15 protein-coding genes and 1 pseudogene are annotated in these 15,957 nt (G+C 72.0%); 8 read left to right on the top strand and 8 right to left on the bottom strand.

Annotation, left to right across the window (positions count from 1 at the left end; translation table 11 throughout):
- Positions 1-155 precede the first annotated feature (155 nt).
- Positions 156-653 (top strand): transcription elongation factor GreA, encoded by a 498-nt coding sequence (gene greA / locus ACWH4W_RS10520; protein WP_473075499.1) that lies wholly within the window; start codon positions 156-158, stop codon positions 651-653.
- Between the two features lie 57 nt (positions 654-710).
- Here greA and ACWH4W_RS10515 read toward each other — a convergent pair.
- A pseudogene (locus ACWH4W_RS10515) lies at positions 711-851 on the bottom strand (ABC transporter permease); the annotation flags it as partial.
- Between the two features lie 154 nt (positions 852-1,005).
- On the opposite strand from ACWH4W_RS10515, the gene ACWH4W_RS10510 reads away from it, so the two are divergent.
- On the top strand, positions 1,006-1,392 hold the full coding sequence (locus ACWH4W_RS10510; protein WP_473075498.1) for a hypothetical protein: 387 nt from the start codon (positions 1,006-1,008) through the stop codon (positions 1,390-1,392).
- 91 nt (positions 1,393-1,483) lie between these two features.
- Here ACWH4W_RS10510 and ACWH4W_RS10505 read toward each other — a convergent pair whose 3' ends face one another.
- The 4 genes from ACWH4W_RS10505 to ilvA all read right to left on the bottom strand — a co-directional run bounded on the left by ACWH4W_RS10505 (position 1,484) and on the right by ilvA (position 4,894).
- The gene (locus ACWH4W_RS10505) at positions 1,484-2,296 is read right to left on the bottom strand and encodes an ABC transporter permease (RefSeq protein ID WP_473075497.1); all 813 of its coding nucleotides are present in this window, start codon (positions 2,294-2,296) and stop codon (positions 1,484-1,486) included.
- Positions 2,293-2,496 (bottom strand): hypothetical protein, encoded by a 204-nt coding sequence (locus ACWH4W_RS10500; RefSeq protein ID WP_473075496.1) that lies wholly within the window; start codon positions 2,494-2,496, stop codon positions 2,293-2,295. The genes ACWH4W_RS10505 and ACWH4W_RS10500 overlap by 4 nt, the downstream gene beginning before the upstream one ends.
- Positions 2,493-3,482, bottom strand: a complete 990-nt coding sequence (locus ACWH4W_RS10495) for an ATP-binding cassette domain-containing protein (RefSeq protein WP_473075495.1) — start codon at positions 3,480-3,482, stop codon at positions 2,493-2,495. Before ACWH4W_RS10495 ends, ACWH4W_RS10500 begins: the two co-directional genes overlap by 4 nt.
- A gap of 182 nt (positions 3,483-3,664) precedes the next feature.
- A complete protein-coding gene (ilvA, locus tag ACWH4W_RS10490; protein ID WP_473075494.1) occupies positions 3,665-4,894 on the bottom strand; it encodes a threonine ammonia-lyase in 1,230 nt (409 codons plus the stop codon).
- A 164-nt stretch (positions 4,895-5,058) separates the two neighbouring features.
- On the opposite strand from ilvA, the gene ACWH4W_RS10485 reads away from it, so the two are divergent.
- From ACWH4W_RS10485 to ACWH4W_RS10475, 3 genes are all read left to right on the top strand, one after another.
- Positions 5,059-5,559, top strand: coding sequence for a MarR family winged helix-turn-helix transcriptional regulator (locus ACWH4W_RS10485; protein WP_473077466.1), 501 nt, complete (start codon positions 5,059-5,061; stop codon positions 5,557-5,559).
- Between the two features lie 127 nt (positions 5,560-5,686).
- Positions 5,687-6,187 (top strand): sigma factor-like helix-turn-helix DNA-binding protein, encoded by a 501-nt coding sequence (locus tag ACWH4W_RS10480; protein ID WP_473075493.1) that lies wholly within the window; start codon positions 5,687-5,689, stop codon positions 6,185-6,187.
- A 13-nt stretch (positions 6,188-6,200) separates the two neighbouring features.
- On the top strand, positions 6,201-6,449 hold the full coding sequence (locus ACWH4W_RS10475; protein ID WP_473075492.1) for a hypothetical protein: 249 nt from the start codon (positions 6,201-6,203) through the stop codon (positions 6,447-6,449).
- Between the two features lie 20 nt (positions 6,450-6,469).
- Here the strand turns inward: ACWH4W_RS10475 and ACWH4W_RS10470 are convergent, their stop codons facing one another.
- Positions 6,470-7,627, bottom strand: coding sequence for a cystathionine gamma-synthase (locus ACWH4W_RS10470; protein ID WP_473075491.1), 1,158 nt, complete (start codon positions 7,625-7,627; stop codon positions 6,470-6,472).
- 151 nt (positions 7,628-7,778) lie between these two features.
- Between ACWH4W_RS10470 and ACWH4W_RS10465 the strand changes: the two genes are divergently transcribed.
- The 3 genes from ACWH4W_RS10465 (at position 7,779) to ACWH4W_RS10455 (ending at position 10,882) form a co-directional block, all read left to right on the top strand.
- A complete protein-coding gene (locus ACWH4W_RS10465) occupies positions 7,779-8,897 on the top strand; it encodes a hypothetical protein (RefSeq protein WP_473075490.1) in 1,119 nt (372 codons plus the stop codon).
- A 132-nt stretch (positions 8,898-9,029) separates the two neighbouring features.
- Positions 9,030-10,184, top strand: a complete 1,155-nt coding sequence (locus ACWH4W_RS10460) for a translation initiation factor IF-2 N-terminal domain-containing protein (RefSeq protein ID WP_473075489.1) — start codon at positions 9,030-9,032, stop codon at positions 10,182-10,184.
- 14 nt (positions 10,185-10,198) lie between these two features.
- Positions 10,199-10,882 carry an SAVMC3_10250 family protein gene (locus tag ACWH4W_RS10455; protein WP_473075488.1) on the top strand — a complete coding sequence of 228 codons (684 nt, stop codon included), beginning with the start codon at positions 10,199-10,201 and terminating at the stop codon, positions 10,880-10,882.
- A gap of 188 nt (positions 10,883-11,070) precedes the next feature.
- On the opposite strand, the gene ACWH4W_RS10450 is transcribed toward ACWH4W_RS10455, so the two are convergent.
- On the bottom strand, positions 11,071-12,111 hold the full coding sequence (locus tag ACWH4W_RS10450; RefSeq protein WP_473075487.1) for an NAD(P)-dependent alcohol dehydrogenase: 1,041 nt from the start codon (positions 12,109-12,111) through the stop codon (positions 11,071-11,073).
- Positions 12,112-12,377: 266 nt separating this feature from the next.
- Positions 12,378-15,635, bottom strand: coding sequence for a S8 family peptidase (locus ACWH4W_RS10445; protein ID WP_473077465.1), 3,258 nt, complete (start codon positions 15,633-15,635; stop codon positions 12,378-12,380).
- Between the last annotated feature and the right edge of the window lie 322 nt (positions 15,636-15,957).

Here is a 15,957-nt window from a genome sequence, read left to right as displayed (position 1 = left end):
TAACGGGCCGCTGACCTGCGCTGACGCGGGTACGGCGGCTTATGTCCTCCCCCTACGGGCACTCAATTGTTAGGCTCGTGGTTTCGCCCGTCCCCGGAGGACCATCCTTCTGGGAGGGCGTTGCTTTGTATTCCCGGTAACTACGAGGAGCACCTGTGACCCAGACCAGCGAGAACGTCACCTGGCTGACCCAGGAGGCGTACAACAAGCTCAAGGAAGAGCTTGCGTACCTTACTGGTCCCGCGCGCACGGAGATCGCCGCCAAGATCGCCGCCGCGCGTGAGGAGGGCGACCTGCGTGAGAACGGCGGGTACCACGCGGCCAAGGAGGAGCAGGGCAAGCAGGAGCTCCGTGTGCGCCAGCTCACCCAGCTCCTCGAGAACGCCAAGGTGGGCACGCCCCCTGCGGCCGACGGCACGGTGGCGCCGGGCATGGTCGTGACGATCGCCTTCGACGGTGACGAGGACGACACGCTGACCTTCCTGCTCGCCTCCCGCGAGTACGCGAGCTCCGAGATCGAGACCTACTCACCGCAGTCCCCGCTGGGCACCGGCGTGATGGGCCACAAGGTCGGCGAGGACGCGGAGTACGAACTGCCGAACGGCAAGAAGGCGTCGGTGAAGATCCTCAAGGCCGAGCCGTACGACGGCTGACCCGACGCACGCGAGTCCCCACGGGCCCCCTGCGCCTGAGCGGCGCCGGGGGCTCCGTCATGCCGCCGCCGAGCGGTACCGGCGCACGGCCAGGGTCCGGAAGACCGCGATGATCAGCACCGAGTAGATCACCGACGCCCACACCGGGTGCTGCATCGGCCAGGCGTCCGAGGTGGAGACGCCCGGGTTGCCGAACACGTAGGTGAACAGCACCACGAACCTGATGAGCTGAACCAGCCCAAAATGAGCATTTCGGGGCTAGAAATCAGCTGTTCGCTCAGTTACGACGCTGCGTACTCTCAGCCTCGATCGAACACCGTGAGGCGCGACGAGATCATCAAGACGCGAGGAGTTGATCCTGATCAAGGTATTGACGAAGATACTCGGAACGGGTGTGGCGGCGGCGACCCTGGTGATGGGCACGGCGTTCTCGGCCCAGGCGGGTGCGCAGGCCACTGGCGTGGCCAAGCTCCCCTACCTGTCTGGTGGCAGGGTTTACGCCGAGGCGACCCTGTACGGGCCCAACCCGATCGGCACCGAGCTCTGTGTCTACCTCAATACACAGCACCCTTACTACCCGGACATCACAGTCGCGTCCGGCTGCAAGACGTTCACCGCCGGCACTCACAGGGTGTCGGCCCCCAAGCCGGCATGCGGAAACATGACCACGTGGGCCGCTGCGGTCTACAACGGGCGCACCGTCTGGCAGGGCAGCACGCCCTACAAGCTCTTCTGCTGACGTCATGCAGCAGCAGGCGGCCCAGAGCTGGAGGGTTCGGCTCTGGGCCACTTGCTGTCCGCTCCATGTCAGACGCCGCCCGGAGTCGCGCTCAGTGCGCTGCCTTGCGGTACTTGCGCACTGCCAGCGTTCGGAAGACGACGATGATCAGCACGGACCAGGCCAACGAGGCCCAGACCGGGTGTTCCATCGGCCATGCGCCAGTCACCGACTTCGGCACACCGTCAAACGTGTTGCCGAACAACCCGCGCGCCGCCGCCACTGTGGCGCTGAACGGATTCCACTCCGCGACGTACTGAAGGAACGTGGGCATGCCGTTGACCGGGACGAAGGCGTTCGAGATGAACGTCAACGGAAACAGCCAGATCAGGCCGCCCGAGGTCGCGGCCTCGGGAGTGCGTACGGACAGGCCGATCAACGCGCCGATCCAGGTGAACGCGTACCCGAGGAGAAGGAGGAGACCGAAGCCCGCGAGCACCTTGCCGAGGTTCTCGTCGGCTCGCCAGCCTACGATCAGGGCCACGCCCGCCAGCACGGCCAGCGTCACGGCCGTCTGCACCAGGTCGGCGAGGGTGCGGCCGGTCAGCACCGCACCACGTGACATCGGCAGGGAGCGGAAGCGATCGATGAGGCCCTTGTGCATGTCGTCGGCGATGCCCGCCCCCGCGCCCGCCGTGGCGAACGTGACGGTCTGGGCGAAGATGCCGGCCATCAGGAATTCCTTGTAGGCGCTCGCGCTACCCGAGGGCGCCCCCGGAATATTGATGGAGCCGCCGAAGACGTACGTGAACAGAACTACGAACATAACTGGCTGGATGACACCAAAAAGGATCATTTCAGGAATCCTGGTCATCCGAATGAGGTTCCTGCGGGCGATGACCAGCGAGTCGGCGACCGTGCTCATGCGGCGCCCCCCTCTCTCCCGATCAGGCGGCGACCAGGGATGCAGCGTGAGTGGAAACGAAATCCAGCTGAGCGGACAAAATTCGGGATGCGGGCCATGCGGATCAGCTTGCGCTTGGCGACGACCGGCGAGTCGCGGACCGAACGGCTGAAGGCGTTGCCGGGGGACGCGACCCGCGTGGATTCGGTGACGGCGCTCACTTCGCGGCCTCCTCGGCGTCGGACGGGGCGGACTCGGCGGCGTGGCCGGTGAGGGAGAGGAACACGTCGTCGAGGGTGGGGCGGCGCAGCCCGATGTCGTCGATCTCGATGCCGTCGGCGTCGAGCTCGCGGATGATCTCGGCGAGCAGCTTCGCCCCGCCGGAGACCGGTGTGGTGATCTTGCGCATGTGCTCCTCGACCGTGGTGTCGCCGTGGCCGGGGCCGCGCAGGCTGTACTTGTCGAGGAGGGCGGCCGCGGTGCGGATGTGCTCGCGCTCGTGCACCACGACCTCGACGCGCTCGCCGCCGGTGCGGGTCTTGAGCTGGTCGGAGGTGCCCTGGGCGATGACCCGGCCCTGGTCGACGACCGCGATGTCGTGCGCCAGGTGGTCGGCCTCCTCCAGGTACTGCGTGGTGAGCAGCAGGGTCGTGCCGCCGGAGACGAGGTCCTTGATCACGTCCCAGAGCTGCTGGCGGTTGCGCGGGTCGAGACCGGTCGTCGGTTCGTCCATGAACATCACGGGCGGGGAGACGACCAGGGCGGCGGCGAGGTCGAGCCGGCGGCGCATGCCGCCGGAGTAGGTCTTCGCCGTGCGGTCGGCCGCGTCCGCCAGGTGGAACTGCTCCAGCAGCTCGTCCGCGCGGGCCCGGGCGGCCCTGGCCCTCATCTGGTACAACTGGCCGACCATCTGGAGGTTCTCCCGGCCGGTGAGGTACTCGTCGACGGCGGCGAACTGGCCGGACAGGCCGATCGAGCGGCGCACGGCGTCGGGGTGCTTCAGCACGTCGATGCCGGCGACGACGGCCCTGCCGCTGTCGGGACGCAGCAGGGTGGTGAGACAGCGGACGGTGGTGGTCTTGCCCGCGCCGTTGGGCCCGAGCAGTCCCAGGACGGTTCCCTCGGGGACCTCGAGGTCGACGCCGTCCAGTGCCTTGACGTTTCCGAAGGTCTTCACCAGACCTTCGGCTTGAATGGCACCTGGCATAGGAACCTCCCCGTCGTCGTGATTCTTCGGAAAAGCCTAGGTTCGTGCCCCGGCATGTGCCGGGTGTGCGCCCGGGAGGGCGCCGGGGCGCCGACGGCCACACCGTGACGAGAGACACACGCTAACGCGATGTATCGCGTCTCTCAACGGATTTACCCGAAAGGGTGAAGCCGCCTCCGGCCTCAGCCGATCACCGGGTAACCCGCGTCGCGCAGCGCCTGCCGGACCTCGGCGCAGTGCGCCGGCCCCTTGGTCTCCAGGTGCAGCTCGACCTCCGCCTCCGTGAGTCCCAGCCGCGGGTCGGTCCGCATGTGGCTCACGTCGAGGACGTTGGCGTCGACCGCGGACAGCGCCCCCAGCAGCGACGCCAGGGCGCCCGGCCGGTCCGTCAGCCGCAGCCGGACGGCCAGGTAGCGGCCCTGCGCCGCCATGCCGTGCCGCAGCACCCGTTCCATCAGCACCGGGTCCACGTTGCCGCCGGACAGCACCGCGACGACCGGCCCCTCGAAGGCCCCGGGCCGGCTCAGCAGCGCCGCGACCGGGCTCGCCCCGGCCGGCTCGACCACCAGCTTGGCCCGCTCCAGACACAGCAGCAGCGCGGTCGACAGCTCGTCCTCGGTGACCGTGCACACCTCGTCCACCAGCTCGCCGACCAGTTCGAACGGCACGTCACCGGGCCGGCCCACCTTGATCCCGTCGGCCATCGTGACCGGGTGGTCCAGCGACACCGGGTGCCCGGCGGCCAGCGACGGCGGGTAGGCCGCCGCGCCCTCCGCCTGCACGCCGACGATCCGCACGTCCGGCCGCAGCGCCTTCACCGCGACCGCGACCCCGGCGGCCAGGCCGCCCCCGCCGACCCCGACGACGATCGTGCGCACCTCGGGGCACTGCTCCAGGATCTCCAGCCCCACCGTGCCCTGGCCGGCGATGACGTCCGGGTGGTCGAAGGGGTGGATGAACACCGCGCCCGTCTCGCGCGCGTACTCCTGCGCCGCGGCCAGCGACTCGTCCACCACCTGGCCGTGCAGGCGCACCTCGGCGCCGTACTCCCGGGTCGCGCTGATCTTCGGCAGCGGGGCGCCCTTCGGCATGAACACCGTGGACCGCACCCCGAGCAGCGCCGACGCCAGCGCCACGCCCTGCGCGTGGTTGCCCGCGCTCGCCGCGACGACCCCCGCGGCCCGCTCCTCGGGGAGCAGCCCGGCGATCCGCACGTACGCGCCGCGCAGCTTGAAGGACCCGGTCCGCTGAAGGTTCTCGCACTTCAGCAGCGTCGGCGCGCCCACCTGCCGGGACAGGTGCCGGCTGCCCTCCAGAGCGGTCGTGCGGGCCACGCCGGAGAGCGTCTTCCGAGCGCCGTGCACGTCGTCGAGGGTGACGGTCCGCAGTCGGCCGGCCGTGCTGTGGCTCATGTCCCCAGCATCGCAGTTCCCCCGGGGAGGGCGGGCGCTGTGACCGGCCCGCGGACAGCCGCTTTCCACAGCCCCGGTACGGTCCGCGCCCCGGCCGCGTACCCTGTCGTCCCATCAGCAGCCCATCACGAAGTGAGCCCCCCGCCATGCCCACTACACCTGACATGTCGATGGACCTGACGACCGATCCGGCCGCGGACGGTGACACCGGTCTTCTCGACACTCTGCAGCACGAGGTGGCGCTCTTCGCCCGCCGTGCCGAACAGACCCGGCTCGGCGGGGTCGGCCAGGTCCGCAACTCCATGGACCGCGCCGCCTACCTGCTGCTCAACCGGCTCGACAAGGAAGGCCCGATGGGCGTCAAGGCCCTGGCCGCGAGCATGGGGATCGACTCCTCCACCGTCACCCGGCAGGTGGCGCCGCTCGTGGACACCGGCCTGGTCAAGCGGGCCTCGCACCCCGAGGACGGCCGCGCGGTCGTGCTCCAGCTCTCCCCGCGCGGCCAGGCCCGCCTGGAGGAAGTGCGCTCCTCCCGGCGGCAGTTGATGGCCGAGCTGACCGAAGACTGGGCGCCGGGGGAGCGCGAGGCGTTCTGCGCGCTCCTCACCCGGTTCAACGGCGCACTGTCCGCCCGGATGGCCGGGCACGACCGCGGCGACTCCTGATCCGGCCGCGCGCCCGCATCGTGCGCGCCTCTTGACCCGGGCGCACGCCCTGGCCTGATATGGGGAGGGGGTCCCCGTCCGCCGCACGGCACGGGGCGGCCCCCCGCGGGGGCCACGGGAGGTGCGGGTGCAACCAGGGCATGCGTGCGACGACGTCCGTCGCGCCCAGGAGTTCCGGGCGTACGTCGCGGGCGCGGGCGGACGGCTGCTGCACACCGCGACCCTGCTGACCGCCGAGCCGCGGGACGCCAACCCGCGGGCCCGGCGCCTGCTCACCCTCGCCCTGGCCCGTACGTACGCCTGCTGGGACCGGCTGCACGGCGAGGACCCGTACGACCACACCCGGCAGTACCTGGTGATCAGGTTCGCGCTCGGCACCCTGCGTCACGGCGGGCGGCTCCCCTTCCGTCCGCGTCCCGGCGGCCCGCTGGCCGGGCTGAGCCCGCAGGAGCGGCTGGTCCTGGTCATGCGGCTGCACGAGGGCATCGGCGAGGACCGGACGGCGGCCCTGCTGGGGCTCCCCGCCGAGCGCGTACGGGCCGTGCAGAACCGCGCGATGGCCGTCATGCTGCGCCCCGCGTCGCAGCCGGCCCCCGCGCCGGGACGCGTCGGCACGGTGCCGTCATGACCGGGGAGGCGGCGTGAACCGGACGGACCGCGAGGAGCGCGTGCGGCGGCTGATGGGGCAGGGGCCCCCGGTCCTGCCGCCCGACCTCGCCGCGGAGGCCGTGCGCCGCGGCGCCCGCGTGCTGCGGCGCCGGAGGTACGCCCGGCGCGCGATGTGGCTGCTGCTGTGCGCGGCGGCCGTGGCGTTCACCGTGTGGGCGCTGACCGCCCGGCCCTGGGTGGAGCCGCCGTCGGAGACGACCCCACCCCTGACCGGCTGGTGAGCGGACTTCTCGTCCGGACCCTAGCGGCCCAGCGCCTGCTGCAGGTCCTCGAGCAGGTCGTCGACGTTCTCGATGCCGACGGACAGGCGCACCAGGTCGGCGGGCACCTCGAGCTGCGAACCGGCGACCGACGCGTGCGTCATCCGGCCGGGGTGCTCGATCAGCGACTCGACGCCGCCCAGGGACTCGCCGAGGGTGAACACCTGCGCGCGGTCGCACACCTCGACGGCCGCCTGCTCGCCGCCCTCGACGCGGAAGGAGATCATGCCGCCGAAGGCGCGCATCTGCTTGGCGGCGACCTCGTGACCGGGGTGGTCGGGCAGGCCCGGGTAGAGCACGCTCGTCACGCGCGGGTGGCGGGTGAGCATGTCGGCGACGCGGGTCGCGTTCTCGCTGTGCCGGTCCATGCGCACCGACAGCGTCTTGGTGCCGCGCAGCACCAGCCACGCGTCGAAGGGCCCGGCGACCGCGCCCATCGCGTTCTGGTGGAACGCCAGCTCCTCGCCCAGCTCCGCGTCGGCGGTGACCAGGGCGCCGCCGACGACGTCCGAGTGGCCTCCCATGTACTTGGTCAGGGAGTGCACGACGACGTCCGCGCCGAGCGCGAGCGGCTGCTGCAGGTACGGCGTGGCGAAGGTGTTGTCGACGACCAGCCGGACGCCGGCGTCCCGCGCCACCTGGGCGACGGCGGCGATGTCGGTGATGCCGAGCAGCGGGTTGGAGGGGGTCTCCACCCAGATCGCCCTGGTCTTCGGGGTGATCGCGTCCCGCACCGCGGCCGGGTCGGAGGTGTCGGCCACCGACCACTCCACACCCCAGCGGGCCACGACCTTGGCGAACAGGCGGAACGTGCCGCCGTACGCGTCGTCGGGGATGACCACGTGGTCGCCGGGCGCGAGCAGCGTACGCAGCAGGCAGTCCTCGGCCGCCAGTCCGGACGCGAACGCGAGCCCGCGGCGGCCGCCCTCCAGGGCGGCCAGGTTCTCCTCCAGCGCGGTCCTGGTCGGGTTGGCGCTGCGGCTGTACTCGTAACCGCCGCGCAGGCCGCCGACGCCGTCCTGCTTGTAGGTGGACACCTGGTAGATCGGCGGGACGACCGCGCCCGTCAGGGGGTCGGCGGTGTTGCCCGCGTGGATCGCGAGCGTCTCGAAGTGCTGACTGATGTGCCTGTCGCTCATGCGCCCGAGGGTAGTGCGCGGAACGCCGTGATGACGTCCGCGGCCGGCCGGGCGGGGCGGAGGGGCCTTTCCGAGGGCGGGCGGCGGGGTTTTTCCACAGGTCCGGGCAGCGGGTTGGCCATCCGGCCGCGCGGTCTGGTTCGCTGGTGACATGGAGATTCTGTGGGTCCTGATCGCCCTCGTCATGCTCGGCTTCGTGGTGCTGCCGTTCCTTCGCCGCCGGCGCGGCGCCGTGGGCCTGGTCCCGCCCGGCCACCCGGACGCGGCGGACCCGGCGGACTACGGCTTCGCGCTCCAGGAGGAGCTGGACATCCGCATGCCCGGCCCCGACCAGGACCTGCTGGACGTCCTCGACGTGGTGCAGCGCACCCAGGACTACCGCGCGGCGCAGCAACTGCTGGCGGGCACGCCCGCGGACGGCGAGCAGCGCTGGCAGCGGGTGCAGGCCTTCGCGGGCGCCGCGTCCCTGGAGCTGGCGCAGCGGCCCGGCGGGGTCTCCGAGGCGCCGGGCGGCCAGTGGCTGCGGGTGTGGCGCTCCGAGGCGCCCAAGGACGCGGGCGGCGCCGCGGTGCACGCCGAGTTCCTGGTGCAGCAGGCCTGGCGCACGGCCGCGCCCGGCACGGACGAGTTCCGGATCATCATGGAGGAGGCGAAGGCGGCGTGCGGCCAGGCCGCGCTGCTGGCCCCCGGCGACCCGGTGCCGTACCTCGTGGAGCTGTCCGTGGCGCGCGGACTCGGTTACTCGCAGCAGGAGTTCGAGCAGGTCTGGCTGAAGATCCTGGACCGCGCCCCGGCGCACATGGGCGCGCACCTGGCCGCGCTGCACTACTGGTGCGAGAAGTGGCACGGCTCGCGGCAGCAGGCGTTCGACTTCGCGGAGGCCGCGGCGGCGCGGGCGCCCCAGGGGTCCCTGCTGGCCGCGATGCCGCTGTTCGCGGTGTTCGAGCACCTTCCGGAGGTGAATCTGGTCAGCGGGTTCTACCAGAGCGAGACCGTCTCCAAGGCGATCCACGGCGCGCTGCACGCGGTGCACGCGGCCCGCCCGGACGACCCGATGCTGGCGCACGTACGGCACATGCTGATCTTCTTCCTGGTGCGCGCCGAGCGCTGGGCGGAGGCCATGAGCCAGCTCATACACGTCGACGGGCACGTCGGCGCGCTGCCGTGGACGCTCTCCCCGGACCCGGCCGCCGAGTTCGCGGTGTACCGCGCCCTGGCGGTCGCCGGCTACGAGGCGAACGGCGGCAGTCCGGCCTCGCTGCCCCACTGACGTCGGCCCACGCCGCCGCACTGACGTCAACACCCGCGCGACGCCCCGGCGTTTGTCCGTATATTGCCCCGTCCGCACCCATATTCTTGACCCCTGCGAGGCCAGGACGGGCCTCCGGTGGAGGAGTCGGGTGTGGCGAACGTACGGGTCTACGAGCTGGCCAGGACAGTCGGGGTCGACAGCAAGGCCGTCCTGGACAAGATGACCGAGCTGGGCCACTCCGTACGGTCGGCGTCGGCCACGGTCGAGGCGCCGGTGGTCCGGGAGCTGATCGACGCCCTCGGCGTCGTGCGGGAGGCCGCCGCGTCCCTCCCCCGGGTGCCGTCGCCCGCGGCGCCGCCTGCCGGTTCGGTGCTGCGGCCCCAGCACCACGAGTGGGACCCCACGTCCCGCTGGAAGCCGCTGCAGCCCTTCGACCCGCGCCGGGTCGGGCCGTACACGGTGCTGCGGCGGATCGGCAGCGGGTCGATGGGCCGGGTGTTCCTCGGGCGGACCCCGGCCGGGCGGCTGCTCGCCGTCAAGGTCGTCAAGGAGGAGCTGGCCGACGACCCGGAGTTCCGCAGGCGCTTCCAGCGCGAGGTGGCCGCGGCGCGGGGTGTGAACGGCTTCTACGCGCCGCCCGTCGTGGACGCGGACACCGCCGGCGACATCCCCTGGCTGGCCACCGCGTACGTCTCGGCGCCGTCCCTGAAGGACCTCGTCGACGCGTGCGGGCCGCTGCCGCTGCGGGCGCTGCGCTGGGTGGCGGCGCAGCTGGCCGAGGCGCTGCGGTCGGTGCACGCGGCGGCGATCGTCCACCGCGACCTCAAGCCGTCCAACGTGCTGGTCGGCGTGGACGGTCTGCGGGTGATCGACTTCGGGCTCGCCCTGGCGGCGGCCGCGGCGGCCAGCAAGCTGACCGTCGCGCACACCACGCTGGGCACGCCCGCCTACATGTCGCCCGAGCAGGCGCTGGACGCCCGGAAGGTCACGTCCGCGAGCGACGTGTACGCGCTGGGCGCCGTGCTGGTGTTCGCCGCGACCGGGCACAGCCCGTACCCGGGCAGCGACCCCGTGCGCACCATGCTGCGCATGCAGTCCGAGGAGCCCGACCTCCGCGGCGTGCCGGACGCCTTCGTGGACGTCGTCGCGCCGTGCCTGCGGCCGGACCCGGACGGACGGCCGGGCCTCGACGAACTGCTGGACCGCATCGTGCGGGACATGGAACCGGGCCCGGACGGGCTCTGCCGGCCCTCGGAGCTGCTGCCGCCGGCGGCCTTCGAGTTCCTCGGTCTCCAGGACGTGTGAAGAACGGAGCAGGAGTGCAGGAAGTCATCTACCTGTCCGACCGGAAACTCTCGCGGTTTCTGCCCGGACTGCGGTCCGCGTGGCCCCGGCAGCGGGTCAGCGTCTCCACGCCGTTCGGCGGGGTGGAGGTGGACCCGTCACCCGGCCCCGCGTCCGACCTGTGGGGCCGGCACCTGCTGCGGGTGGTGCGCCGCGTCGAGGAGTCGGCGCGCTGGTACACGGAGGCGGGGGTGCGGCCGGGGCAGTGGATCGCCTTCGAGGCGCCGCTCAACTACTTCGTCCTGGACGGCGCCGACCCGACGATGGTGTTCTTCGCGGACGCCCCGGAGCCGGACCGTCCCGTCCGGCTGCTGCTGCACGGCTCGGCCGACCACCTGATCGCCGGACCGCCGCCCCGCGTCACCGACGAGACCCGCCAGTCCGGCGCGCTCGTACGGAACCTCCTCGGCTCCGACGCCAGCGCCCCCGGCGCGCTGCTCGCCGCCCTCTCCGACGACCTCGGCACCGGCCCGGACGGCCGCCGTCCCTCCCTCGTCACCGCCCTCCACGCCCTCCTGGCCCGCGTCGACGCCCAGACCCACCCGGAGACGGCGGCGACGATGCGCGGCTACGCCCGCGTCACCACGGGCTTCCCCGCCACGCAATCCCCGGGTCTCCTGGTCGCCAGTCCCCTGTACGTGGAGTACGCGGACGCGTGAGGCGAACGGCGGGCGGGGCGCCCCGGGGCACCTCGCCCGTCCGGACGACGCGTGCGGCGCCCACCGGTCCGGCGGGCGCCGGAGCCGGTCGCCCGGCCCACGGGGCGCCGCCCCGCACGCGTGCGGCCCACGGGTCCGCCGCAGGGTCGCCCGCGGGGCGCTGACGCGGACCCGCGCGGCGGCGTGGCTCAGATCGTCGCCGTGTCGATCACGAAGCGGTAGCGGACGTCGCTGTTCTCGACGCGTTCGTAGGCCTCGTTGATCTCGGACGCGGCGATCAGTTCGATCTCCGCGCCGATGCCGTGCTCGGCGCAGAAGTCCAGCATCTCCTGGGTCTCCGGAATGCCGCCGATCATCGAACCGGCCAGGGTGCGGCCGCCGCCGATCAGCGAGAAGAGGTTCAGGGAGACCGGGTCCTCGGGCGCGCCCACGTTCGCCAGCGTGCCCTCCGTCTTCAGCAGCGACAGGTACGCGCCGAAGTCCAGCGGCGCCGACACCGTCGACACGATCAGGTCGAAGGCGCCCCGCAGCTCCTCGAAGGTCTTCGGGTCGCCGGTGGCGTGGTAGTGGGCGGCGCCCAGCCGCAGCCCGTCGTCCTTCTTGCGCAGGGACTGCGACAGCACCGTCACCTCGGCGCCCATCGCGTGCGCGATCTTCACGCCCAGGTGGCCCAGGCCGCCCAGGCCGACGATCGCGACCTTGCGGCCCGGCCCCGCGCCGAAGCGCTTCAGCGGGGAGTACAGGGTGATCCCCGCGCACAGCAGCGGCGCGGCGACGTCGAGGGCGAGGCCGTCCGGGATGCGCACGACGAAGTCCTCGTCGACCACGACCTTCTCGGAGTAGCCGCCGTAGGTGGGCTCGCCGTCCCGGCCGATGCCGTTGTAGGTCGGAGTCTGGCCCTGGACGCAGTACTGCTCCTTGCCCGCCCGGCAGTTCTCGCACGCGCGGCAGGAGTCGACCATGCAGCCGACGCCCACCCGGTCGCCGACCTCGAACCGGGTCACGCCGGGGCCGACCTCGGACACGACGCCCGCTATCTCGTGGCCGGGCACCATCGGGAAGATCGCCTCGCCCCAGCCCTCACGGACCTGGTGGATGTCCGAGTGGCAGATCCCGGCGAACTTGATGTCGATCAGCACGTCGTGCTCGCGGACGGCGCGCCGTTCGATCGTGGTGCGCTCCAACGGTGCCTTGGCGGCGGGCGCGGCGTACGCGGCGACAGTGGTCATACGGCGTTTCTCCTCCTCGGTGGGTCGTGCGCCCGGAGCGTCCTCCGCCGGGCCCACGGGTGTCCAGCCTGCGACAACGCGCAACGCGTACCCAGACTTCCTGGTGTGCCCACGCTCACTGTGCCCACGCTCGCTGTGCCTGCCGCCGGCGGGGACGGGCCGCGCACGCCCGGGCCACGACGCGGCGGCCCGCCGGAGGCGGATGCCTCCGGCGGGCCGTCGTGCGTCGCGCGGTCTCACCGCGCCGTGGTCACGTCCGTCGGGGACTACTTGCCGCGGTAGGCGTTGTAGACCGAGATCAGGGACGCGTTGCCCTTCTTGTCGGTGATCTTGGCGCGGAAGGAGATCGCCTTGCCCTTGGCGGGGTTCTTGACGGTCACCTTGCCCTTCTTGACCGTGGTCTTCTTCCAGGTCTTGCCGCCGTCGTAGGAGACGTACACCGCCAGGGACTTGAGGTTCTTGCCCTGGGCGGCGCCCTCCACGACGACCGGGAAGGTGGCCTTCTTGCCGGCCGGGACCTTGCTGTCCAGCCCCGTGACCGCGGCGAACCGGGCCGAGGAGACGGGCAGGTGCTTCTCGCCGGAGGTCTTCTTGGACCGGAAGGTCCAGCTCGCGTCGACGCGGGTGGACGCGGCGGCGACCTTGGCGCTCCGCTTGACCGAGGTGGTCAGCCGGTAGGCGGCGTCACCGGACGGGACGGTGAAGGCCTCACCGGACAGCGGGTCCTTGTTGGAGCCGACCTTCTTGCCGTTGCGGTAGAGGGTCGTCGTGGCGGACGTGATCTCCGAGGAGCCCACGTGGCCCTTGCCGTCGGAGAACAGCGGGATCATGCCGTAGAGGTCGTTGCCGTCGCGGAAGACGCCGTGGTCCGAGGTGAGATGCGGCCCGAAGACGGCCGTGTTGACGGTCTCCCGGTAGCTCTTGCCGCCCTTGTAGGCCTTGTCGACGCCGATGGTGTAGCCGGCGTCGTAGACGGGCCAGCCCTCCTTGTCGACCCCGCTCTGCTGCTCGAAGTCGAGGTCCCACTTCACGCCGTTGACCGCGGACAGGTACAGCGTGCGGGTGCTGGGCAGCTTCTGCTCCATGCCGAACCCGGAGGCGCCGGAGCCGCCCGGCAGCCAGCCGTACGCGCTGACGGAGCCCTTCTTGCCGCTCGCCGCCGCGCCCATGCCGACCTGGACGGTGGCGAACTCCTTGGCCTTGAGGGCGCGGGTGTAACCGGTGGCGACCTTCTTCACCTTGCCGCCGGTGACGGCGCTGTACTGCGTCGTGGAACCCTTGCTGAAGTGGGCGTTCCACTGCTGGATCAGCGTGCCGTCGGTGACCTGCGGTCCGAGGTGGGCGGTGCGGAAGCCGCTGAAGGACGCCAGCCACCAGCCGTAGGAGACCGCGCTGTCATTGGTCTCGACGGTGTAGTCGGCCAGGGCGAACTCCGTCTTGGCGCCCTTGCCCGGCACGGTGACCTTCACCGGCTTGGCCTTGCGGGCGTCCACCGTCACGGTGGTGTTCCTGGTGACGTCCAGCTTCGGCTGGGCGAGCCAGTCGGCGCCCCGCCACTTCTCCGGGTCGGCGCCCACGAACACGCTGGCGTCCAGGACGTAACTGCCCTTGGGCACGCGCACGCTGACGGTGCCGTCGGCCTCGTACGGCGCGAACGACCGGTCCTTGCCCAGGCCGGCGAGGCCCGACAGGTACGTCGAGTAGTTCGCGGTCGCCTTGCCGGAGCGGTCGAGGACCTTCAGCGTGACGGTGTGGGACTCGACCTCGCGCTCCACCACGGCGGCGGTGCGCACGGTCTGGCCGCCGCCCGTGGCGACCACGTACGCCGAGTACGCGCCGTCGACCGTGCCGCCGAGGCGGGTGTCGGCGGTGACGTCCACGGAGGCCGTGCCGCCCGCCGGGACGGTCAGGGTGGAGGCGCCGAGGGTGAAGAAGCCGGCCGGGGCGGCCTTGCCCTTCGGTCCGGTGGCGGTCGACGTCAGCTTCAGCGTGACGTCCTCGGTGCCGAGGTTGCGGTAGGTGAGCTTCTTGGTGACCGGCTTGTCGTCGGTGTGCGGCCACTGCTGCACGCCGAAGTTCAGCGACACCGGCTCCGCGATCACGGTCTGCGCGATCGCCCTGTCCACCTGGACGCGGCCCGAACCCTGCTCGAAGGGGGTGTACGTGCCGCCCTTGGTGGAGGCGGTGAGCGCGCCCTTCAGCTCCGCGTACGTCCACTCCGGGTGCTGCTGCTTCAGCAGCGCGGCGGCGCCCGCGACGTGCGGGGTGGCCATCGAGGTGCCGGAGATGGTCATGTAGCCGGCCGGTTTCTCGCCGACCTCCCCGGCGATGTCGTTGCCCTTCGCCGAGGCGGCCGTGATGTCCACGCCGGGGGCGGTGACGTCCGGCTTGACGGCCCCGTCGCCGAGGCGCGGGCCGGTGGAGGAGAAGTCGGCGAGCCGGTCCTTGTCGTCGACGGCGCCGACGGTGAGGGCGGAGTCCGCGCTGCCGGGCGAACCGATCGACTGCGGACCCTCGTTGCCCGCCGCGATGGCGAACAGGACGCCCTTCTCGGCGGAGAGCCTGTCGACCGCCGCCTCCAGCGGGTCGGTCTCCGGGGTGTCCATGCCGCCGAGGCTCATGTTGACGATGTCGGCGCCCTGCGCGACCGCCCACTCCATGCCCGCGAGGATCCCGGAGTCGTCGCCGAAGCCGCTGTCGTCGAGGACCTTGCCGTTGAGGATCGTCGCGCCGGGCGCGACGCCCTTGTACGTGCCCTTCGACCGGGCTCCCGTGCCGGCCGCGATGGACGCGACGTGGGTGCCGTGGCCGACCACGTCCCCGGCCGTGGGCGCGGAGGTGAAGTTCTTGGACGCGCTCACCTGGCCCTTGAGGTCGGGGTGGGTGGCGTCCACGCCGGTGTCCAGGACGGCGATCCTGACGCCCTTGCCGTCGTAGCCGGCCTTCCAGGCCTTCGGGGTGCCGATCTGCCCGACGGACGTGTCCAGGGACGCCTTGCGGACGCCGTCCAGCCAGACGCGGGCGACACCGGAGGCGGTGCGGTCGCCGTCGGTGACGGCGTCCCACAGCTCGGCGGCGGCCTCGTGCGGCGTCTGCACCGCCTCCGCGTTCAGGGACGTCAGCGCCCGGCGGACCGTGCCCGCGTCACGGACCTCGGCCTTGGCGGTCCTCGCGGAGCCCTGGTAGCCGACGATGACCTTCAGACCGCTCCGGTGCGCGGTGCGGGTCACCGCCTTGCTCAACTCCGTGACGTCGAAGAGCCGTCGGTCCAGCTTGCCGGACGCGACCAGCCGGGCGGCGTCGGCCGGCACGACCAGCGTGTGGCCGTCGTCGCGGCGGATCTGGACGGGTATGCGCTCCCGGCCCTCGGCCGGCTCCAGGCCCACCACGCGGCCCTCGGCGTCCAGCGTGACCCGGTCGCCCGTGATGAGGGTGATCCGGTGCTTGCCCTTGAGTGCGGCCGCGCTCGCGGACGAGCCGGCGGCCGTGGCGCCCTCCCCGTTCGCCGACGCGGGGCCGGCCATGCCCGCCGCGAGCGCCACGGCGGTCGCCGTGGCGATCGTGGCCGCGCGTGCTCTTTTCACTTGTCTGCGCAAGGTTCCCCCTAGCGGAGTCGCCGGGCGGCCGAAGCACCACCCGGCCGGGGGTGGTCTCGTACGCCTGCGCGCACCCCCCGGTGCTCGGAGTATGCCGACGGACGATCAACCGGCTCAAGGGGGATCGGAAGAGGTGGGGAAGTCGCCGGGTGACTGTGATGTCATCGCCGGAACTCCGTTACAGAATCGCGCGGTTGGGGACGGAGGGACGGAAACGGCCGATGCCCCCGTCACCGCTCCCGAGGGAGGG

This window comes from Streptomyces sp. DSM 120436 (assembly GCF_055778765.1).
The sequence above is the reverse complement of the archived record's forward strand: the minus strand, read 5'-3'. Positions and strand labels throughout refer to the sequence as shown.

Coding starts and splice junctions, on each gene's coding strand:
- ilvA (WP_473075494.1), bottom strand. CDS start 4,894: ATGAGCCACAGCACGGCCGGCCGACTGCGGACCGTCACCCTCGACGAC.
- ACWH4W_RS10470 (WP_473075491.1), bottom strand. CDS start 7,627: ATGAGCGACAGGCACATCAGTCAGCACTTCGAGACGCTCGCGATCCAC.
- ACWH4W_RS10495 (WP_473075495.1), bottom strand. CDS start 3,482: ATGCCAGGTGCCATTCAAGCCGAAGGTCTGGTGAAGACCTTCGGAAAC.
- ACWH4W_RS10465 (WP_473075490.1), top strand. CDS start 7,779: ATGGAGATTCTGTGGGTCCTGATCGCCCTCGTCATGCTCGGCTTCGTG.
- ACWH4W_RS10445 (WP_473077465.1), bottom strand. CDS start 15,635: ATGGCCGGCCCCGCGTCGGCGAACGGGGAGGGCGCCACGGCCGCCGGC.
- ACWH4W_RS10450 (WP_473075487.1), bottom strand. CDS start 12,111: ATGACCACTGTCGCCGCGTACGCCGCGCCCGCCGCCAAGGCACCGTTG.
- ACWH4W_RS10505 (WP_473075497.1), bottom strand. CDS start 2,296: ATGAGCACGGTCGCCGACTCGCTGGTCATCGCCCGCAGGAACCTCATT.
- ACWH4W_RS10485 (WP_473077466.1), top strand. CDS start 5,059: ATGTCGATGGACCTGACGACCGATCCGGCCGCGGACGGTGACACCGGT.